Source organism: Providencia rettgeri (assembly GCF_041075285.1).
Lineage (GTDB): Bacteria > Pseudomonadota > Gammaproteobacteria > Enterobacterales > Enterobacteriaceae > Providencia > Providencia rettgeri_G.
This window is the reverse complement of record NZ_CP163512.1, coordinates 1,438,692-1,453,963: the sequence shown is the minus strand read 5'-3', so window position 1 is coordinate 1,453,963 and position 15,272 is coordinate 1,438,692. Positions and strand designations below refer to the sequence as shown.

Genomic DNA, 15,272 nt, shown 5'->3' with positions numbered 1-15,272 from the left:
TTCTCTTGAATTGCAGCTATCAGCCACCCGCTAATTTAACTTGCATACCTTTTGCTTCAAGGAGTTGTTTGATAATATCTCGCTTATCTCCTTGAATTTCAATATTTCCATCCTTTACAGCACCACCACAACCACATTTCTTTTTCAATTCTGCGGCAAGCTTAGTGAGTTCGGTATCATCAAGGTCGAGCCCTGTGACAACACTCACGCCCTTACCTTTACGACCTGAGGTTTCACGGCGAATTCTGACAATGCCATCACCTTTTGGTCTTTCTATCGTTGGTTTTTCTTCATCAATGCGCCCAACATCCGTGCTATAGACTAGGCGGCTGTTTGAATTACTCATACAACAATACCCTGAATAGATTGGTTAATTTGCTGTAATGTTAATGCTGGATTTTCACTGCGCGTGATAGGACGCCCAATCACCATATAATCAACCCCTGCTTTGAGTGCATTTTGTGGTGTCATAATACGGCGCTGGTCACCCACATCACTACCTTCAGGACGAATACCCGGTGTCACCAATTTAAAATCAGCACCACAAACGCTTTTTAAATGCTGCGCTTCATGAGCCGAACAGACAACGCCATCAAGACCACATTGTTTGGCTAGCCGTGCCAGTCTCTCCGCGTGTACGGCCGGTGAATCTTGAATACCCACGCCTTCTAAGTCTGCCTTGTCCATGCTAGTTAGAACTGTAACTGCGGTTAATAAAGGCGCATCTTTACCATAAACGTCAAGGGCTTGGCGAGCTGCTGTCATCATACGAGCACCACCGCCCGCGTGAACATTCACCATCCAAACGCCCATTTCAGCTGAAGCGGCTACTGCACGGGCAACCGTATTTGGGATATCATGAAATTTTAAATCGAGAAAAATATCAAAACCACGATCATGGAGTGATTTGACAAATTGAGGACCATTAAATGTGAACATTTCTTTGCCCACTTTAAGACGGCAGCTATTAGGGGGAATGCTGTCAACAAACGCCAGTGCGGCATTGGCATCTTCATAGTCGAGTGCCACAATGATTGGCGAAAGTGTCTGGTTCTCAGTTGAGGAAATCATTTTATAGCCTTTAATGAGTAGTTATAAGGTAAAAAAGTGACGCTGTCACTGACCATCTAAGCCACGAATGGGTTTGATCGTATCCCAAGAGCGACAAGATGGGCAGTGCCAATATAACGAACGAGAAGTAAAACCACATTTGTGGCAACGATAATCAGGCTTCGTGCGAATTTGCTCCCCTACCATTTTACGGAGCAAAATTAAGCTCTCTTTAGCACGACCTTCTTCAGCTTCTTCAAGATGGTAATCCATTAAACGGTAAAACAACCGCATGGTTGGGTGGCGCTGAATTTGGTCATTAATATAACTTGCAGCCGCCTCATGGTTTTGTTTTTCAACAATAATATCTGCCAGATAAAGTTCTGCAATGGCCCCTGAATTACCCGCCACACATTGGCGCAAGTAATCTTCCCATGCATCCAATTGACCTGTACGTTGATAGCAATCATGAAGCAGTGGTAGCGTTTCAGTGACCAATTCTCTATCTTGCTCATACACTTGCTTTAAAACTTGAATGGCTTTCTCATCAGCGCCTTGCTCAATAAAAATACGACCTTTCATAATCGAAACACGCGCACAATTTTTATCTGCTTGTTCCGCTTTATTTAATAAGTTTTGTGCGTCATCGAGGTCATCGCTCGCCAACTGTTGTGTGGCTAACTCACAATAAAAATGAGCAATTTGCTCACGAAGCTCATTATGCCCTAGCTTAACCAATTTACCTGCCACATCGATAGCTTTTGTCCACTCACTGGTTAGCTGATAAATATTCAACAAGGACTGCAATGCACTTTGTTTGAAGTCGACTTCATCAGTCAGTTGTTGGAACATATTTTCGGCGCGATCGTACACCCCTGCGGCCATATAATCACGACCGAGTTGTTGAGTTGCGAGTAGACGTTGTTCGAAGGACAGTGAGGCACTTTCCACCAGCGATTGGTGGATACGAATAGCACGTTCGACTTCACCACGAGAACGAAACAGATTACCTAGAGTAAGATGTGCTTCAAATGCAGAACTATCATAGTTTTTAAGCATATCTAAAAACAAATCAACCGCTTTATCTTGTTGATTTGACAAAAGGAAATTCACGCCTGTCACATAATCACGGGACAAGCGATTGGCGTGCTGCTGCTTATCTTGTTGAGCACTTCTGCGCCCCATATACCACCCATAAGCGGCAGCAACTGGAAGCAACAGAAACAGCAACTCGAACATACAGGATTATTCCTTGTTCTGAGTCGTCACTAATGAGGTTGAGTCAGAAATATTACTTTCTCCAGCACCTAATTGTGATTCTAAACGTCTAATTTTACGACGTGCATTTTTCAGGCTGACAAACGTGCGTAAATAAAATGCCGCACAAACAAGCCAACCCAGCACAAAACCGACACCAAAAAGTGATGCAAGAAGGGTTGATAAAGAGAACTCCCCTTTTGCAATCAGGTAGTTAAATGTAATAACCTGATCATTGCTTGAACCCAGCGTAATCGAAATAATAAAAAATGCGACCGCCAGTAATAAAATCAGAAAATATTTCACATTTGTTCCCGTTATCAGTTCTTATCCATTCAATAATATCTACCTGATAAGGTAGCATTTCCAGCGCATCCAGACAAAGCAATTTATTTTATACAAATCAGAAAATTCACACGATTTGCCGTAACAATCACTCTATTGACGAAAGATCAACCGACTTTTGTGCCGCACAAAACACAAAAATAGTCCATACGCTAAAATGGCAAAAATTGCACTAATCAATACCGACGTAATGACATCTATTGGCCAATGCATGCCTAGCAACATTCGACTAAATGCAATCCCTTCCGCCCAAAGTGCTAAACCAATACAAAGAACGTAAGAGCCTCTTTGCCAAAAAAAGGCAATAAACAGCAGTGCCCAGCCTGCGGCAAAGAGCATATGCCCTGAAGGGAATGAATACCCCGTTTCTGCTTGCCAGTGTTTTCGTTGCCACTTAGCAATATCTTCATGGTATTTAACCACCGTTTTAATTAGCTTGGCGCGAGCAGCCCGTGTTAATTCATAAAAATCCGAATGCGTCACATCGTATTGCTCTTCGAGCCAAACCACATAAGGTCGCGGTTCTTGAAAGTGACTTTTAAGCAATGTTTTAGTCCCTTGTTGCAGTAGCAAAGCGCAAATAACAACAATTGTTACCTTCAATGCAACGCTTTTTTCTGCACGCAATCTGAATAGAATAATACCAATGAGTACTAATGAGGTTATAATACTGTATGGTGCACCAGCTGTATTTGTCAGCCATAATAACCATTTCATTGAGTTAAACTGGTTTTCAGGTGCCCATTGCCACCCAGAAATGAGTATAGCCATCGGTGGCAGTACTAATAAAATAGCAAACAAGCTGACGACTAAAATAGTCTTTCTCATTCAATATATTCCATAAATATTAATTGCGCCCTATATTGCGCCTTATAAAGAAATATTCCATTCACTCACGGTTAACTCTGTTATAGTAATACAGCGCTGGTCGTGTGCAAAGATTATCAGCCTCTATATGCAAAACGTCATATAGTATCGATATATTATTACTTAGCGTTCATTATATCGATTTACGTTATTACATTAAGCAGAGTTACTTTAACTAATGAATGAAAATATGCAGCTAAAACGTGTTGCTCAAGCAAAACTCCCAACACCTTTTGGTGAGTTTCTGATGGTGGGTTTTGAGGAAATTGCAACGGGTCATGACCATGTCGCGTTAATTTTTGGCGACATTTCTGGGGATACCCCCGTTCTCAGTCGTATTCACTCCGAATGTTTAACTGGTGATGCGCTATTTAGCCTACGTTGCGATTGCGGTTTCCAATTAGAAGCCGCACTTTCTCAAATTAGTAAAGAGGGCCGCGGGGTATTGCTTTACCATCGTCAAGAAGGTCGCAATATTGGCTTGTTAAATAAAATTCGTGCATATGCGTTGCAAGACCAAGGTTTAGATACTGTTGAAGCTAATCTTAAACTTGGTTTTAAAGCGGATGAGCGTGATTTTACCCTGTGCTCTGATATGTACAAATTATTGGGGGTCAACGAAGTACGCTTACTGACGAATAACCCGAAAAAAATCGATATTATGCGCGAAGCAGGCATCAATGTTGTTGAGCGTGTACCTCTAATTGTGGGACGAAATCCAAGTAATGCGCATTATTTGGATATTAAAGCACAGAAAATGGGTCACATGCTGTTTAAACATCAGTAAGCTGTGCCACTAAGGAAGAGTGCCTGCGCTCTTCCCTTTTCTTTTTAATCGCCATTCAATGTGTGCCATTTCTTGATGGTTATATTCACTTTCTTTCTATAAGGTTTATACTGTTGCCAATATTATGACTTTGGTGAATAACCTATATCTTTTGTTTATTCATCAAACTACAAGGAGATATTGTGAACAACCTGCATTCTATTCAACGCATGAGAAGACTGCGTAAAACTGAAAAACTCCGCACTTTATTCCAAGAAACTCATCTGTCGATTAATGACCTTTGCTTGCCCATTTTTGTTGAAGAAGAACTCGACGATTATATGCCAATCAATAGCATGCCAGGTGTTATGCGTATTCCTGAAAAGCGTTTAGCCTATGAGATTGAACGTATTGCGAACGCAGGGATTAAGTCGGTCATGACGTTTGGTGTTTCCCATCACCTTGATGATAATGGTAGCGATGCATGGCAAGAAAACGGTCTAGTGGCTCGTATGTCACGCATCTGTAAAGACACCGTGCCTGAAATGATTGTGATGTCAGATACCTGTTTTTGTGAGTACACTTCCCATGGTCATTGCGGTGTGTTACATAACCATGTCGTTGATAATGATGCCACTATTCACAATTTAGGCTTACAAGCTGTTGCTGCCGCCCGTGCTGGAGCAGATTTTATTGCACCATCTGCGGCAATGGATGGTCAAGTTGCGGCCATTCGTCACGCGCTTGATGAAGCCGGATTCACTGACACCGCTATCATGTCGTATTCAACAAAATTTGCTTCTGCGCTGTATGGCCCATTTCGTGATGCCGCGGGTTCATGTTTAAAAGGTGACCGAAAAACTTACCAAATGAACCCGATGAATCGCCGCGAAGCCCTTCATGAGTCACTAATTGACGAACGTGAAGGTGCGGATGCGCTAATGATCAAACCCGCTGGCGCTTATCTCGATATAATTCGTGATTTACGTGAACACACGCAATTACCTATTGGGGCGTATCAAGTCAGCGGTGAATATGCACAGATTAAATTTGCGGCACAAGCAGGTGCGATTGATGAAACTCGCGTTGCACTAGAAACGTTAGGTTCAATTAAACGCGCAGGGGCTGATCTTATCTTTACTTATTTTGCCTTACAACTGGCTGAAAATAAGGTTCTATAATTTTTTACATCAAAAACAAACCGCAATACTGGATATAAATACAGTATCGCGGTTTTTTGGCATTTTGCTTAATTAATAAACTCGAAAAGTCCTAAAATGAATCGATAGGTTATTTTCCACGCTGAATTTCAAGTTGTTGCGTTAATGTTTTCGCATAATGTTGCGCGACTTCTGCGGAAGGGAGTCCTGCAATTAATAAATCGTCTTTACCCGCTGTTGTTTTTGCCACAACCCCCCAAAATTCAACCTCAAAAGTAATACTCTCTGGGTTTTGATCCGGCATGGGCACAATATCAAAATAATCTTTTAATGGTGCAATGGTGATCGCGGTGTAATCCGCATTTAAGCCAAGTGGGAATTCTTTGTCTGCATAAAGACGTAGATCGTGAACTTCCGTTTCAGGTGTTCTCATTACAATGGAATACAAATTAGGAATATGCTCTAAAATATCGCGAACTTCTTCATTTGAGCCATCAAAATGAGATGTTGTTAATAAGATATCTGCTGCCCACAATGCCCCTTTATAAAAATCGGTTTCATTGATATCTGCCATATATATTTCCTTTACGTTGTTTTCGGTAAATTAACTAAAACTTAGCGGGTCCCAAATTCATTACATGAATTTTAATTCAAACAAAGAAACTGATTTATGGCGAACTTCACCCTAAATAAAACAGGATAAAGAATGGTTTTATCTCCTATATTTAACCATCTACCTGATACCATAACGTAGATCTACATCTAAAATATTGAGAAAAAACAAGATTAAGAAATAAGATAACAATTATAAAAAAAACGTCTGCTGGGCAACCAAACAGACGTTTTTATAGTTAACGCAACTTAATGAAGCATCTGTCGGATGACATAATGCAAGATACCACCATGGCGGTAGTACTCCATTTCCGTACCTGTATCAATACGACAGCGAGTGGTTATCTCTTTGACCTCACCGTTTCCATAGGTGATTGTTACCTTCAAATCTTGCCCGGGTGTTAATGATTGTAGACCAACCACATCAATACGCTCATCCCCTTTTAATCCCAAGGTTTTACGTGTCATTCCCGGTTTAAACTCTAAAGGTACAACCCCCATACCAATTAAGTTTGAACGGTGTATGCGCTCATAAGATTCAGCAATAACAACGCGAACACCTAAGAGATTGGTTCCCTTTGCAGCCCAATCGCGGCTCGAACCTGAACCGTATTCCTTACCAGCAATAATCGCTAATGGGCGTTTTTCTTGCTGATATAACATTGCAGCGTCATAAATTGCCATTTGCTGCCCCGTTGGAATATGCAAGGTATAACCACCTTCAACGCCTGGCACCATTTCATTACGAATACGAATATTCGCAAAAGTACCTCGCATCATCACTTCGTGGTTACCACGGCGAGAACCGTAAGAGTTAAAATCCGCAACAGCAACGCCATGCTCTTGAAGGTAACGCCCTGCGGGGCTATCTTTTTTGATATTCCCCGCTGGGGAAATGTGATCAGTGGTGACGGAATCCCCAAGGATAGCCAAAATATTGGCACCATGAATATCTTCAACAGGCGCAGGCTGTGCTTTCATACCTTCAAAGAAAGGTGGATGACGAATATAGGTTGAATCGCCTTGCCATTGATAAGTTGGTGAGCTTTCAACCTCAAGGGCACGCCACGCCTCATTACCTTCAAACACGGCATTGTATTCCTTGCGGAACATGTCCGTTTTAACTTGTTGCACTGCTTGGGCGATTTCAGCACTTGTTGGCCAAATATCTTTGAGATAAACATCATTACCTTGTTTATCCACACCTAGTGGTTCATTTTTTAGGTTAATATTCATATTTCCCGCAAGGGCATACGCAACAACCAGTGGTGGAGATGCCAGCCAGTTAGTTTTTACCAGAGGATGAATTCGTCCTTCAAAATTTCGGTTACCAGAAAGCACGGCCCCCACAGTTAAGTCAGCTTTTTTAATCGCGGCTTCTATCGGTTCAGGTAATGGACCTGAGTTACCGATACAGGTTGTGCACCCATAACCAACTAGATTAAAGCCCAGTTTATCTAAGTACGGTGTTAACCCTGCAACTGCGAGATAGTCGGTAACCACTTTCGAGCCAGGTGCAAGCGATGTTTTAACCCATGGTTGACGAGATAAGCCTTTTTCAACTGCGTTTTTCGCCAATAACCCAGCTGCCATCAAGACACTTGGGTTTGAAGTATTGGTACATGAGGTGATCGCCGCAATCACAACGGCACCATCAGTGAGCTCAAAGGTTTTATTTTGATATTTCACCTCAAGGTGCGCATTTTTATCTTGTTTATTTACCTCAAGTTCAACTGCGCTACGGAACGCCTTAGGAACTTGACTCAGTTCAACCCTATCTTGTGGTCGTTTTGGCCCTGCAAGACTAGACTCAACTGTCGACATATCTAATTCTAAGGTACTGGTAAAGATAGGCTCATCACCCGTATGACGCCATAAACCCTGCGCTTTACTATAAGCTTCCACCAGCGCCACTTCCTCATCACTACGCCCTGTTAGTCGCAAATAGGATAACGTAATATCATCTATTGGAAAGAAACCACAGGTGGCACCATATTCAGGTGACATGTTGGCAATGGTTGCTCGGTCAGCTAGAGGTAAGTCCGCCAGACCATCACCATAAAATTCGACAAATTTCCCCACAACACCGTGCTTACGCAGCATTTGTGTGACAGTTAAAACAAGGTCGGTTGCCGTAATACCTTCAGATAATTTACCCGTTAATTTGAAGCCAACCACATCAGGGATCAACATAGATACAGGCTGACCTAACATTGCCGCTTCAGCCTCTATGCCACCAACTCCCCAACCCAGCACACCTAAGCCGTTGATCATCGTAGTATGGGAATCAGTCCCCACGAGTGTATCTGGGTAAGCATATAATTTGCCGTCAACCTCTTCATACCAAACGGCTTTTCCGAGGTATTCTAAGTTAACCTGATGGCAAATCCCTGTTCCTGGCGGCACTACTTGGAATCGATTAAACGCTTTTTGTCCCCAACGCAGAAATAAATAGCGCTCGTGGTTACGTTCCATTTCAATTTCCACGTTTTCGTCAAACGCAGATTGTGTCGCAAATTCATCAACCATTACCGAATGGTCAATCACCAGATCAACCGGTGACAATGGGTTGACTTGATTGACATTCCCCCCTAACGATTTTACGGCTTCACGCATTGCGGCAAGATCAACAACGGCGGGAACCCCGGTAAAATCCTGCATTAATACACGGGCGGGACGATAGGCGATTTCCCTATCTGCATGCGCATTTTTTTGCCAATCAATAATTGCTTGTAGGTCTTGTTCAACAACTGAAGTGCCATCCATATGACGTAAGAGGTTTTCGAGTAGCACTTTGAGTGATTTTGGCAGCTTTGAACCATCACCGATTTTTTTCGCGGCAAGTGCCAAACTGAAGTAATTATACTGCTTGTTTCCGACAGCGAGTGTTGAGGCACTCGATGTTTTTAGACTCAACGACATAACTCCTCCTTGGTTTTTATGGCTATGGCAATAATGTTTATTTACCGCCATTATTTTTTGTTAACCAATTGTAATCATAGTTGCTTTAAAAAATTGATTTATAGATTTTGTGCCAAATTTGAAATTTCCACCTATTCATCATAGGAAATTTAAGATAAGAAGGGAAAGAATAAGCGCGAATGATAATAAAAAACTTAGATACTGAACTGATTTTGAAGTTTAGATGTGCAAGAAGCTGCCATCATCGCTGGTAGCCATTCAGAATGATATGGCTACCACATAGCGAAAATAAGTAATTTAAATGATAGGTAACTGAATATCTTTAAAAAACGCTTCAATTTCATCATTATTACGGATTGCAATCGCCTTATCTACCACATCCCGAGTGAGGTGTGGCGCAAAACGCCATAGAAAATCATACATATAGCTGCGTAGGAAACTGGTCCGTTTAAAGCCTATTTTGGTGGTGCTATAGCTAAATTTATCACGCATATCAATAACAACAAGGTCAGTATCATTTACTGCATCAACCGCCATGCTAGCGATAATACCAATACCAAGCCCCAACCTAACGTAAGTTTTAATGACATCCGCATCAGTTGCCGTAAAAATAATCTTCGGCTCAAGACCTATTTTTTGGAAAGCAACATCCAGCTCAGAACGCCCTGTAAACCCATGGGTATAAGTCACAATTTGATATTCTGCAATATCTTCGATTGTCACATTCTTTTTCGCTGCCAATGGGTGGTCTTTCGGCACCACCACACAGCGGTTCCAGTGGTAGCATGGCAACATGATCAGATCGCTATACAAGTGAAGCGCTTCTGTGGCGATTGCAAAATCACTGTTACCTTTGCATACTTCTTCCGCTATTTGAGTTGGCGTACCTTGTTGCATATGTAAAGACACATGAGGATAACGTTCAATAAAGCCTTTGATCACTGGCGGTAGCGCATAGCGAGCTTGCGTGTGAGTAGTGGCAATGTTTAACGTACCACGATCAGGATAGGTGTGCTCCCCCGCAACTGAACGTATTGCTTCTATTTTCGACAGCACTTCTCTTGAAATACGTATAACTTCTTCACCCGCAGGTGTCACATGAGTTAAATGTTTGCCACTGCGTGCAAAAATTTGAATACCTAGTTCATCTTCCAGCATCCGCACTTGCTTACTAATACCCGGTTGCGAAGTAAACAGCCCCTCCGCGGTTGAGGAGACATTTAAATCATGATTAACGACTTCAACAATATAACGTAATTGCTGCAATTTCATATTTCTGCCTACCCCTTACTGGATCACGATATAGTCGCTATAGCTAAAAAACATTAGTTATAACCAAAAATTATATGCACCTCATTCGATATAACCAATATAACATTATTCAAATAAGAATAAACAGTATGATGATAAAATTTCATCTAAGGAACGCTATTTGTTTTATATGGCGTAATGTATTGCAAAGATGGGTTATCTTTAATTAATGATATGTTTCAATAAATAAAACGTAATTTGAAGGATTTCCACTTCAGAGTAAGCTTAAAAAAGTGGAGTAATATATTCTCAACGAAGAGAGGTTTTTACATGCGTATAAATGTGTTAGCACTGCTTATTGGTATGTCTACCGTTACCTTTGCATCTCAGTTAATCGCCAAAGAAGTGACTTATGGCCAACAAAAAATCATTTTATCCGATACGATTAAGCCAGGTAATGATTTCTACCGCTACGTAAACGAGGACTGGATAAGCAAGGCAAAAATCCCTACGGGCATGCCCCGAATTAACTCTTTTGTTGATTTATATTTAAATACCGAAAAGCAGACTCAAGCAATTATTGATGAATTACAGAAAAAGCCGGAAAACGAGCTAAACCATAACCAACGCAATATCCGAAATTTATACCAAAGTTTCCTCAATGAAGAAGCCATTGAGAAAGCGGGCCTTTCCCCTATCAAGCAAGATTTAGCCGCAATTACACAGGCGAAAAATCATCAGGATATTAGCCAATTAATGACTGATCCCAATTACAGTTCCCTCATTTCCTATTGGGTGGATTTAGACGCCAAGGCTCCTGAGACATATGTTCTGTATATCGGTCAAGGTGGTTTAGGGTTACCAAATCGCACTTATTACCTTGATGACACGCCCCAAATGCAAGATATACGAAAAAGTTATATCGCCTATATTGCTACCATGTTAAAGCTCGGGGGTGAAGAAGACGTTGAGCAAAAAGCACAAAAAATTTTCGATTTAGAAAAAGCGCTCGCAACGGTGCATTGGAGCCCAGAGGCACGCCGAGATACCATCAAAAATTACCATGCTATGTCATTAGTGGAAATGAAAAATTATACTCAAGGCTTTGGTTGGGATGCGTTTATCAGTGAAAATAAACTTACCGACAAACAACTTGAAAAAGTGGTGGTAGAAACAGACAGTGCCGTTGAGCAAACTGCAAAAATTTTCGCGCAAACCCCCATTTCAACCTTGAAAGATTACTTAACGTTCCACTATCTTAGCGATCACGCACGTTATTTAAACAAAGCCGTTTCTGATGCAAATTTTGATTTTTATTCAAAAAAACTTAATGGTGTCGAGAAACAACGTACTCGCCAAGAACGTGCTTTACAAACAGTAAACGCCTTGCAAGGCGAACCCTTAGGGCAAATTTATGTCGAAAAATATTTCGACCCGCAATCCAAAGAGAAAATCAAAGACTTAGTGAGTTATGTTAGAAATACGTTTAATTCACGTTTGAAAGATAACGATTGGATGGATGAAAGCACTCGCCAAGAAGCCCTAAAGAAATTGGAACAGTTTACGGTTAAAGTGGGTTATCCAGATCAATGGAACGATTTTAGTCGCATTAATTTAAAACCAGATTCACTATTAGACAACTACAAACAAGTCGTCGCCTGGTCTTATAATGATATGCTCAGCAAAATGGGTCAGCCGGTACGCAAATGGGAATGGGGAATGACACCACAAACGGTGAATGCCTATTTCAATCCAGTGCAAAATGAAATTGTCTTCCCAGCGGCAATTTTACAAGCCCCGTTCTTCGACCCAAATGTTGACCCTGCCTATAACTACGGAGCTATCGGTGCCGTTATTGGTCATGAAATGGGGCACGGCTTTGATGACCAAGGCAGTTTATACGATGGGACTGGGCAATTACGCAATTGGTGGAGTGAAAGTGCCAAAACCCACTTCAAACAAAAAACTGAGAAGTTGGTTGAGCAATACAATAGCTTTGAAGTAGATGGATTGAACGTTAATGGTCAATTAACATTAGGGGAAAATATTGGTGATTTAGGCGGGTTAAATATCGCACTCAGTGCATACAAACAATTTGCTAAAGAAAATTACCCAAATGGCGAACCACCTATTATTGACGGCACAACTGGCTTACAACGTTTCTTCATTGCTTGGGCGCGCACTTGGCAAGAGCTGTCTAATAAGGAGTCTGAACGTAATAAGATTATGACTGATCCACACAGTCCAAACCCATTCCGCGCAAATGGTGTCGTACGTAATATTGATGATTGGTATCAAACATTTGGCGTCGATAAAGACAATGCCCTCTATTTAGAACCCGAAAAACGCATTCGTATATGGTAATGAGGGGATAAATAGGTAAAAAAAGCTCGGTATCTTTCCGAGCTTTAATTTTGATAGACGACAACACAAAATATAACGCGCTTACTACTTTACTACTTTAGTACTTTAGTAGCTTAGTCCTTAATACCTTAATACCTTAATGCCTTAATGCGCTAAATAGTTCGTGCTGTCGCTAGGCGGCAAAATGAGCCAAGCCCTAGGAGCATACACTAGTATGTGACTAGGGTTGCCGAATGCAGTGCGAAATATGACGCGCATTATTGGATGACGCCGCAGGCCATCCGCCCCCCCCCCCCACCTAACGCTTCTGGAGAGTCTGAATAATTATCGCCCCCCACATGCACCATCAATGCACGGTTTTGTACATCTTTTAAGGATGTTAAACGGGGAGCTAAAACTGCATAATTCGCGTTACCTTGGCTATCGACAACTAAGCCCGGTAAATCACCTAGGTGCCCTGTATTATCATAAGGGCCTTTATGGACGCCGGTTTTGGCTGGATCTAAATGCCCACCAGCTTTTAATGCAGGAACAGGTTTACCGTCTTTTTCTCCAGGTTCACAGCTTGGGTTTTCGTGGATATGGAAACCATGGATCCCCGCATGTAAGCCTGAAAGTTTTGGTGAGAACAGCAGTCCATATTCAGTTTCTGAGATAACAACCTCACCGATAGCTTTTCCTTCACCCGTTGGTGTCGCTTCTTTTAAAATTACAGTGGATTGTGCTGCATAGGCAGTGCTTGCGGTCAGTAATGCGGCGAATAAACTCATTTTTAACTTCATATTGCCTCCAGTGAATAACATTTACTAATCATTCCATCGAGTTACCTAATGTTAACAAGGTAAGAACTGTTACTGTTTAATCATCAGTATCAATAACTGTAATTAAACTAACATAAATTTGTTATTGCATTGGTGCCGTATTGAGTTTTAGTTAAGAAATGATAGTGACATCACAGTCAAAATGGTCATTTTGCGTCGCAAAAATCGTTTGAGTAAAAATGGCTATACCAATATAGCTTTATAATAAAAATTTCATTTCGATACGTTTACGTATAAATAACTATTCCATAAAAATATGTTAACACGGTGTGAAAATGATCACAGTATATTATTTTTATATCGCCCACAATCCAGATCACCCATTCCACAAAATGCAAATAGGAAATAAACATTCCAACAACCTACCCAATTAAAGTACCGTTAGTAAAAATAAAATAGTTATACCTTACAAATAAAACGAGCTATCAAAATATAACACTATGTTTTCTTTAATTTTTATAATAAGTGGAAAATAGATTATGAATACTCTTGCCAAAAAGTTTGGTTTTTCAGCACACACCATTATTCAACTTATTTTTATTACCGCAAATGCACAGCTATTATATGCTTTTTGGGATTTACGGAATTCTTTACCACTGGGTTTTCCTGTCGCAATGGGGATCACTGACGCACAAGCTGGTCAATTATATTCAATGCAAGGATTAGTTATTTTGCTTGGTACACTGGCACTCGGATGGGTCGGTGACCGATTTAAAGTCCGCGTGATTATGTTAATCACTACACTCGGCGTTGGCTGTATCTCTTTATTTATCGCATTAAACTCACCGGGTTTAAGCATGCCAACTTTGCTGTTGTGCTTTTTCTCCATGTTATTACTTAGTGAAGTACTATTTAAACCCGCTAACTTTAAAGCGGTAAGCTTATCAACCACCAAGGAACATCAAGGTGTTGCGTTTGGTATGTTTGAATTTGGACGCGGCTTGTTAGCATTTTTGATGAGTTTATTATGGGCTGCCATGGTTTACTACGAAGCAAGCAGCCGCACAATGATGCTCACCTCTTCTATTATTGTACTCACCACAGCGATATTAATTTTCTTTGCAGTTCCGAAAGATGTGCGAGTCAGTGAAGATGCAGATACAGTAAGCTCCGTAAAAGAAGCCTTGCTTGGCGTATTGAAAGTTATCAAACTGCCAATTGTTTGGGTGACAGGTCTCAACGTTTTTTGTATTTACGGCACCTTTGTTGCCGCAGGCACCTACTTTGCACGTTTCTTACAAGCTGGTTATGGCGCATCAGCAACCGTCGCAGCTGTATTTGCCTCAGTCGTCATTGCACTAAGGATGTTACCGTTACTGTCAACATTGCTCGTCACATTAGCATTTAATTCGACGGCTCATTTTATGCGCTTTATGTCGTTTGTTTTGGTGATTTTACTCGCTTCTATCGGTATCTTGTTCTATATGAATCCAGCTGCTATCACTGAATTTATGGCAGGATCAGCCCCAGACAATATCGTTAGCCCCGCTGTGCGTAATACTATTATGATACTGATGTTGTGCGCTTCTGCCTGCTGCTTTATGATACGTGGGGTGTACTACGCACCAATTGGTGAGTTTGGTATTGATAAAAAACACGCTTCTGCTGCAATGTCCTTGGCAATCACGATTGGTTATCTCCCTGCACTGTTAGCCCCACTTATTTTAGGCAAAATTATTTTTAGTCCACAACTAAATGAACAAGGGAAAGTCATTAAAGAAATTCTCACACCAACCTATATTATTGGTAACGTTTTTATTGGATTAGCTATCTTAACGTTAATCGCAGCTTTACTGTCTTGGACAGTTATCAAGATGAAAAAATCTCAATAATCCCTTGATATTATAATGTGACAAG

At 41.1% G+C, this 15,272-nt stretch carries 13 protein-coding genes; 4 read left to right on the top strand and 9 right to left on the bottom strand.

The features are described from left to right. Positions 1 to 19 precede the first annotated feature (19 nt). From yciH to AB6N04_RS06525, 5 genes are all read right to left on the bottom strand, one after another. Complete coding sequence (gene yciH, locus AB6N04_RS06545) at positions 20 to 346, bottom strand: stress response translation initiation inhibitor YciH (RefSeq protein ID WP_369311085.1); 327 nt, start codon at positions 344 to 346, stop codon at positions 20 to 22. Further along, positions 343 to 1,071, bottom strand: a complete 729-nt coding sequence (gene pyrF, locus AB6N04_RS06540; protein WP_369311084.1) for an orotidine-5'-phosphate decarboxylase — start codon at positions 1,069 to 1,071, stop codon at positions 343 to 345. Before pyrF ends, yciH begins: the two co-directional genes overlap by 4 nt. Before the next feature lie 45 nt (positions 1,072 to 1,116). Next, positions 1,117 to 2,289 (bottom strand): lipopolysaccharide assembly protein LapB, encoded by a 1,173-nt coding sequence (gene lapB / locus AB6N04_RS06535; protein ID WP_369311083.1) that lies wholly within the window; start codon positions 2,287 to 2,289, stop codon positions 1,117 to 1,119. Between the two features lie 6 nt (positions 2,290 to 2,295). Next, positions 2,296 to 2,613: a LapA family protein gene (locus tag AB6N04_RS06530; protein WP_369311082.1), complete on the bottom strand. Its 318-nt coding sequence runs from the start codon at positions 2,611 to 2,613 to the stop codon at positions 2,296 to 2,298. A gap of 132 nt (positions 2,614 to 2,745) precedes the next feature. Continuing rightward, a complete protein-coding gene (locus tag AB6N04_RS06525) occupies positions 2,746 to 3,480 on the bottom strand; it encodes a phosphatase PAP2 family protein (RefSeq protein WP_369311081.1) in 735 nt (244 codons plus the stop codon). 229 nt (positions 3,481 to 3,709) lie between these two features. Between AB6N04_RS06525 and ribA the strand changes: the two genes are divergently transcribed. Together ribA and hemB are read left to right on the top strand one after the other, a co-directional pair. Beyond that, on the top strand, positions 3,710 to 4,306 hold the full coding sequence (gene ribA, locus AB6N04_RS06520) for a GTP cyclohydrolase II (protein WP_369312015.1): 597 nt from the start codon (positions 3,710 to 3,712) through the stop codon (positions 4,304 to 4,306). 182 nt (positions 4,307 to 4,488) lie between these two features. Further along, the gene (gene hemB / locus AB6N04_RS06515) at positions 4,489 to 5,466 is read left to right on the top strand and encodes a porphobilinogen synthase (protein WP_369311080.1); all 978 of its coding nucleotides are present in this window, start codon (positions 4,489 to 4,491) and stop codon (positions 5,464 to 5,466) included. A 109-nt stretch (positions 5,467 to 5,575) separates the two neighbouring features. Here hemB and AB6N04_RS06510 read toward each other — a convergent pair whose 3' ends face one another. The 3 genes from AB6N04_RS06510 to cysB form a co-directional block, all read right to left on the bottom strand. After that, positions 5,576 to 6,019, bottom strand: coding sequence for a hypothetical protein (locus AB6N04_RS06510; protein ID WP_369311079.1), 444 nt, complete (start codon positions 6,017 to 6,019; stop codon positions 5,576 to 5,578). 287 nt (positions 6,020 to 6,306) lie between these two features. After that, positions 6,307 to 8,979 carry an aconitate hydratase AcnA gene (gene acnA / locus AB6N04_RS06505; RefSeq protein WP_369311078.1) on the bottom strand — a complete coding sequence of 891 codons (2,673 nt, stop codon included), beginning with the start codon at positions 8,977 to 8,979 and terminating at the stop codon, positions 6,307 to 6,309. A gap of 297 nt (positions 8,980 to 9,276) precedes the next feature. Further along, the gene (gene cysB, locus AB6N04_RS06500; protein ID WP_369311077.1) at positions 9,277 to 10,251 is read right to left on the bottom strand and encodes an HTH-type transcriptional regulator CysB; all 975 of its coding nucleotides are present in this window, start codon (positions 10,249 to 10,251) and stop codon (positions 9,277 to 9,279) included. A gap of 309 nt (positions 10,252 to 10,560) precedes the next feature. Here cysB and AB6N04_RS06495 point away from each other — a divergent pair, with 309 nt between their 5' ends. Beyond that, complete coding sequence (locus tag AB6N04_RS06495) at positions 10,561 to 12,594, top strand: M13 family metallopeptidase (RefSeq protein WP_369311076.1); 2,034 nt, start codon at positions 10,561 to 10,563, stop codon at positions 12,592 to 12,594. Positions 12,595 to 12,851: 257 nt separating this feature from the next. Here the strand turns inward: AB6N04_RS06495 and sodC are convergent, their stop codons facing one another. Continuing rightward, entirely contained in the window at positions 12,852 to 13,376 is a 525-nt protein-coding gene (gene sodC, locus AB6N04_RS06490; RefSeq protein WP_369311075.1) for a superoxide dismutase [Cu-Zn] SodC, read from the bottom strand. Positions 13,377 to 13,894: 518 nt separating this feature from the next. Here sodC and AB6N04_RS06485 point away from each other — a divergent pair. Further along, positions 13,895 to 15,247, top strand: a complete 1,353-nt coding sequence (locus AB6N04_RS06485) for an MFS transporter (protein ID WP_369311074.1) — start codon at positions 13,895 to 13,897, stop codon at positions 15,245 to 15,247. Positions 15,248 to 15,272 lie beyond the last annotated feature (25 nt).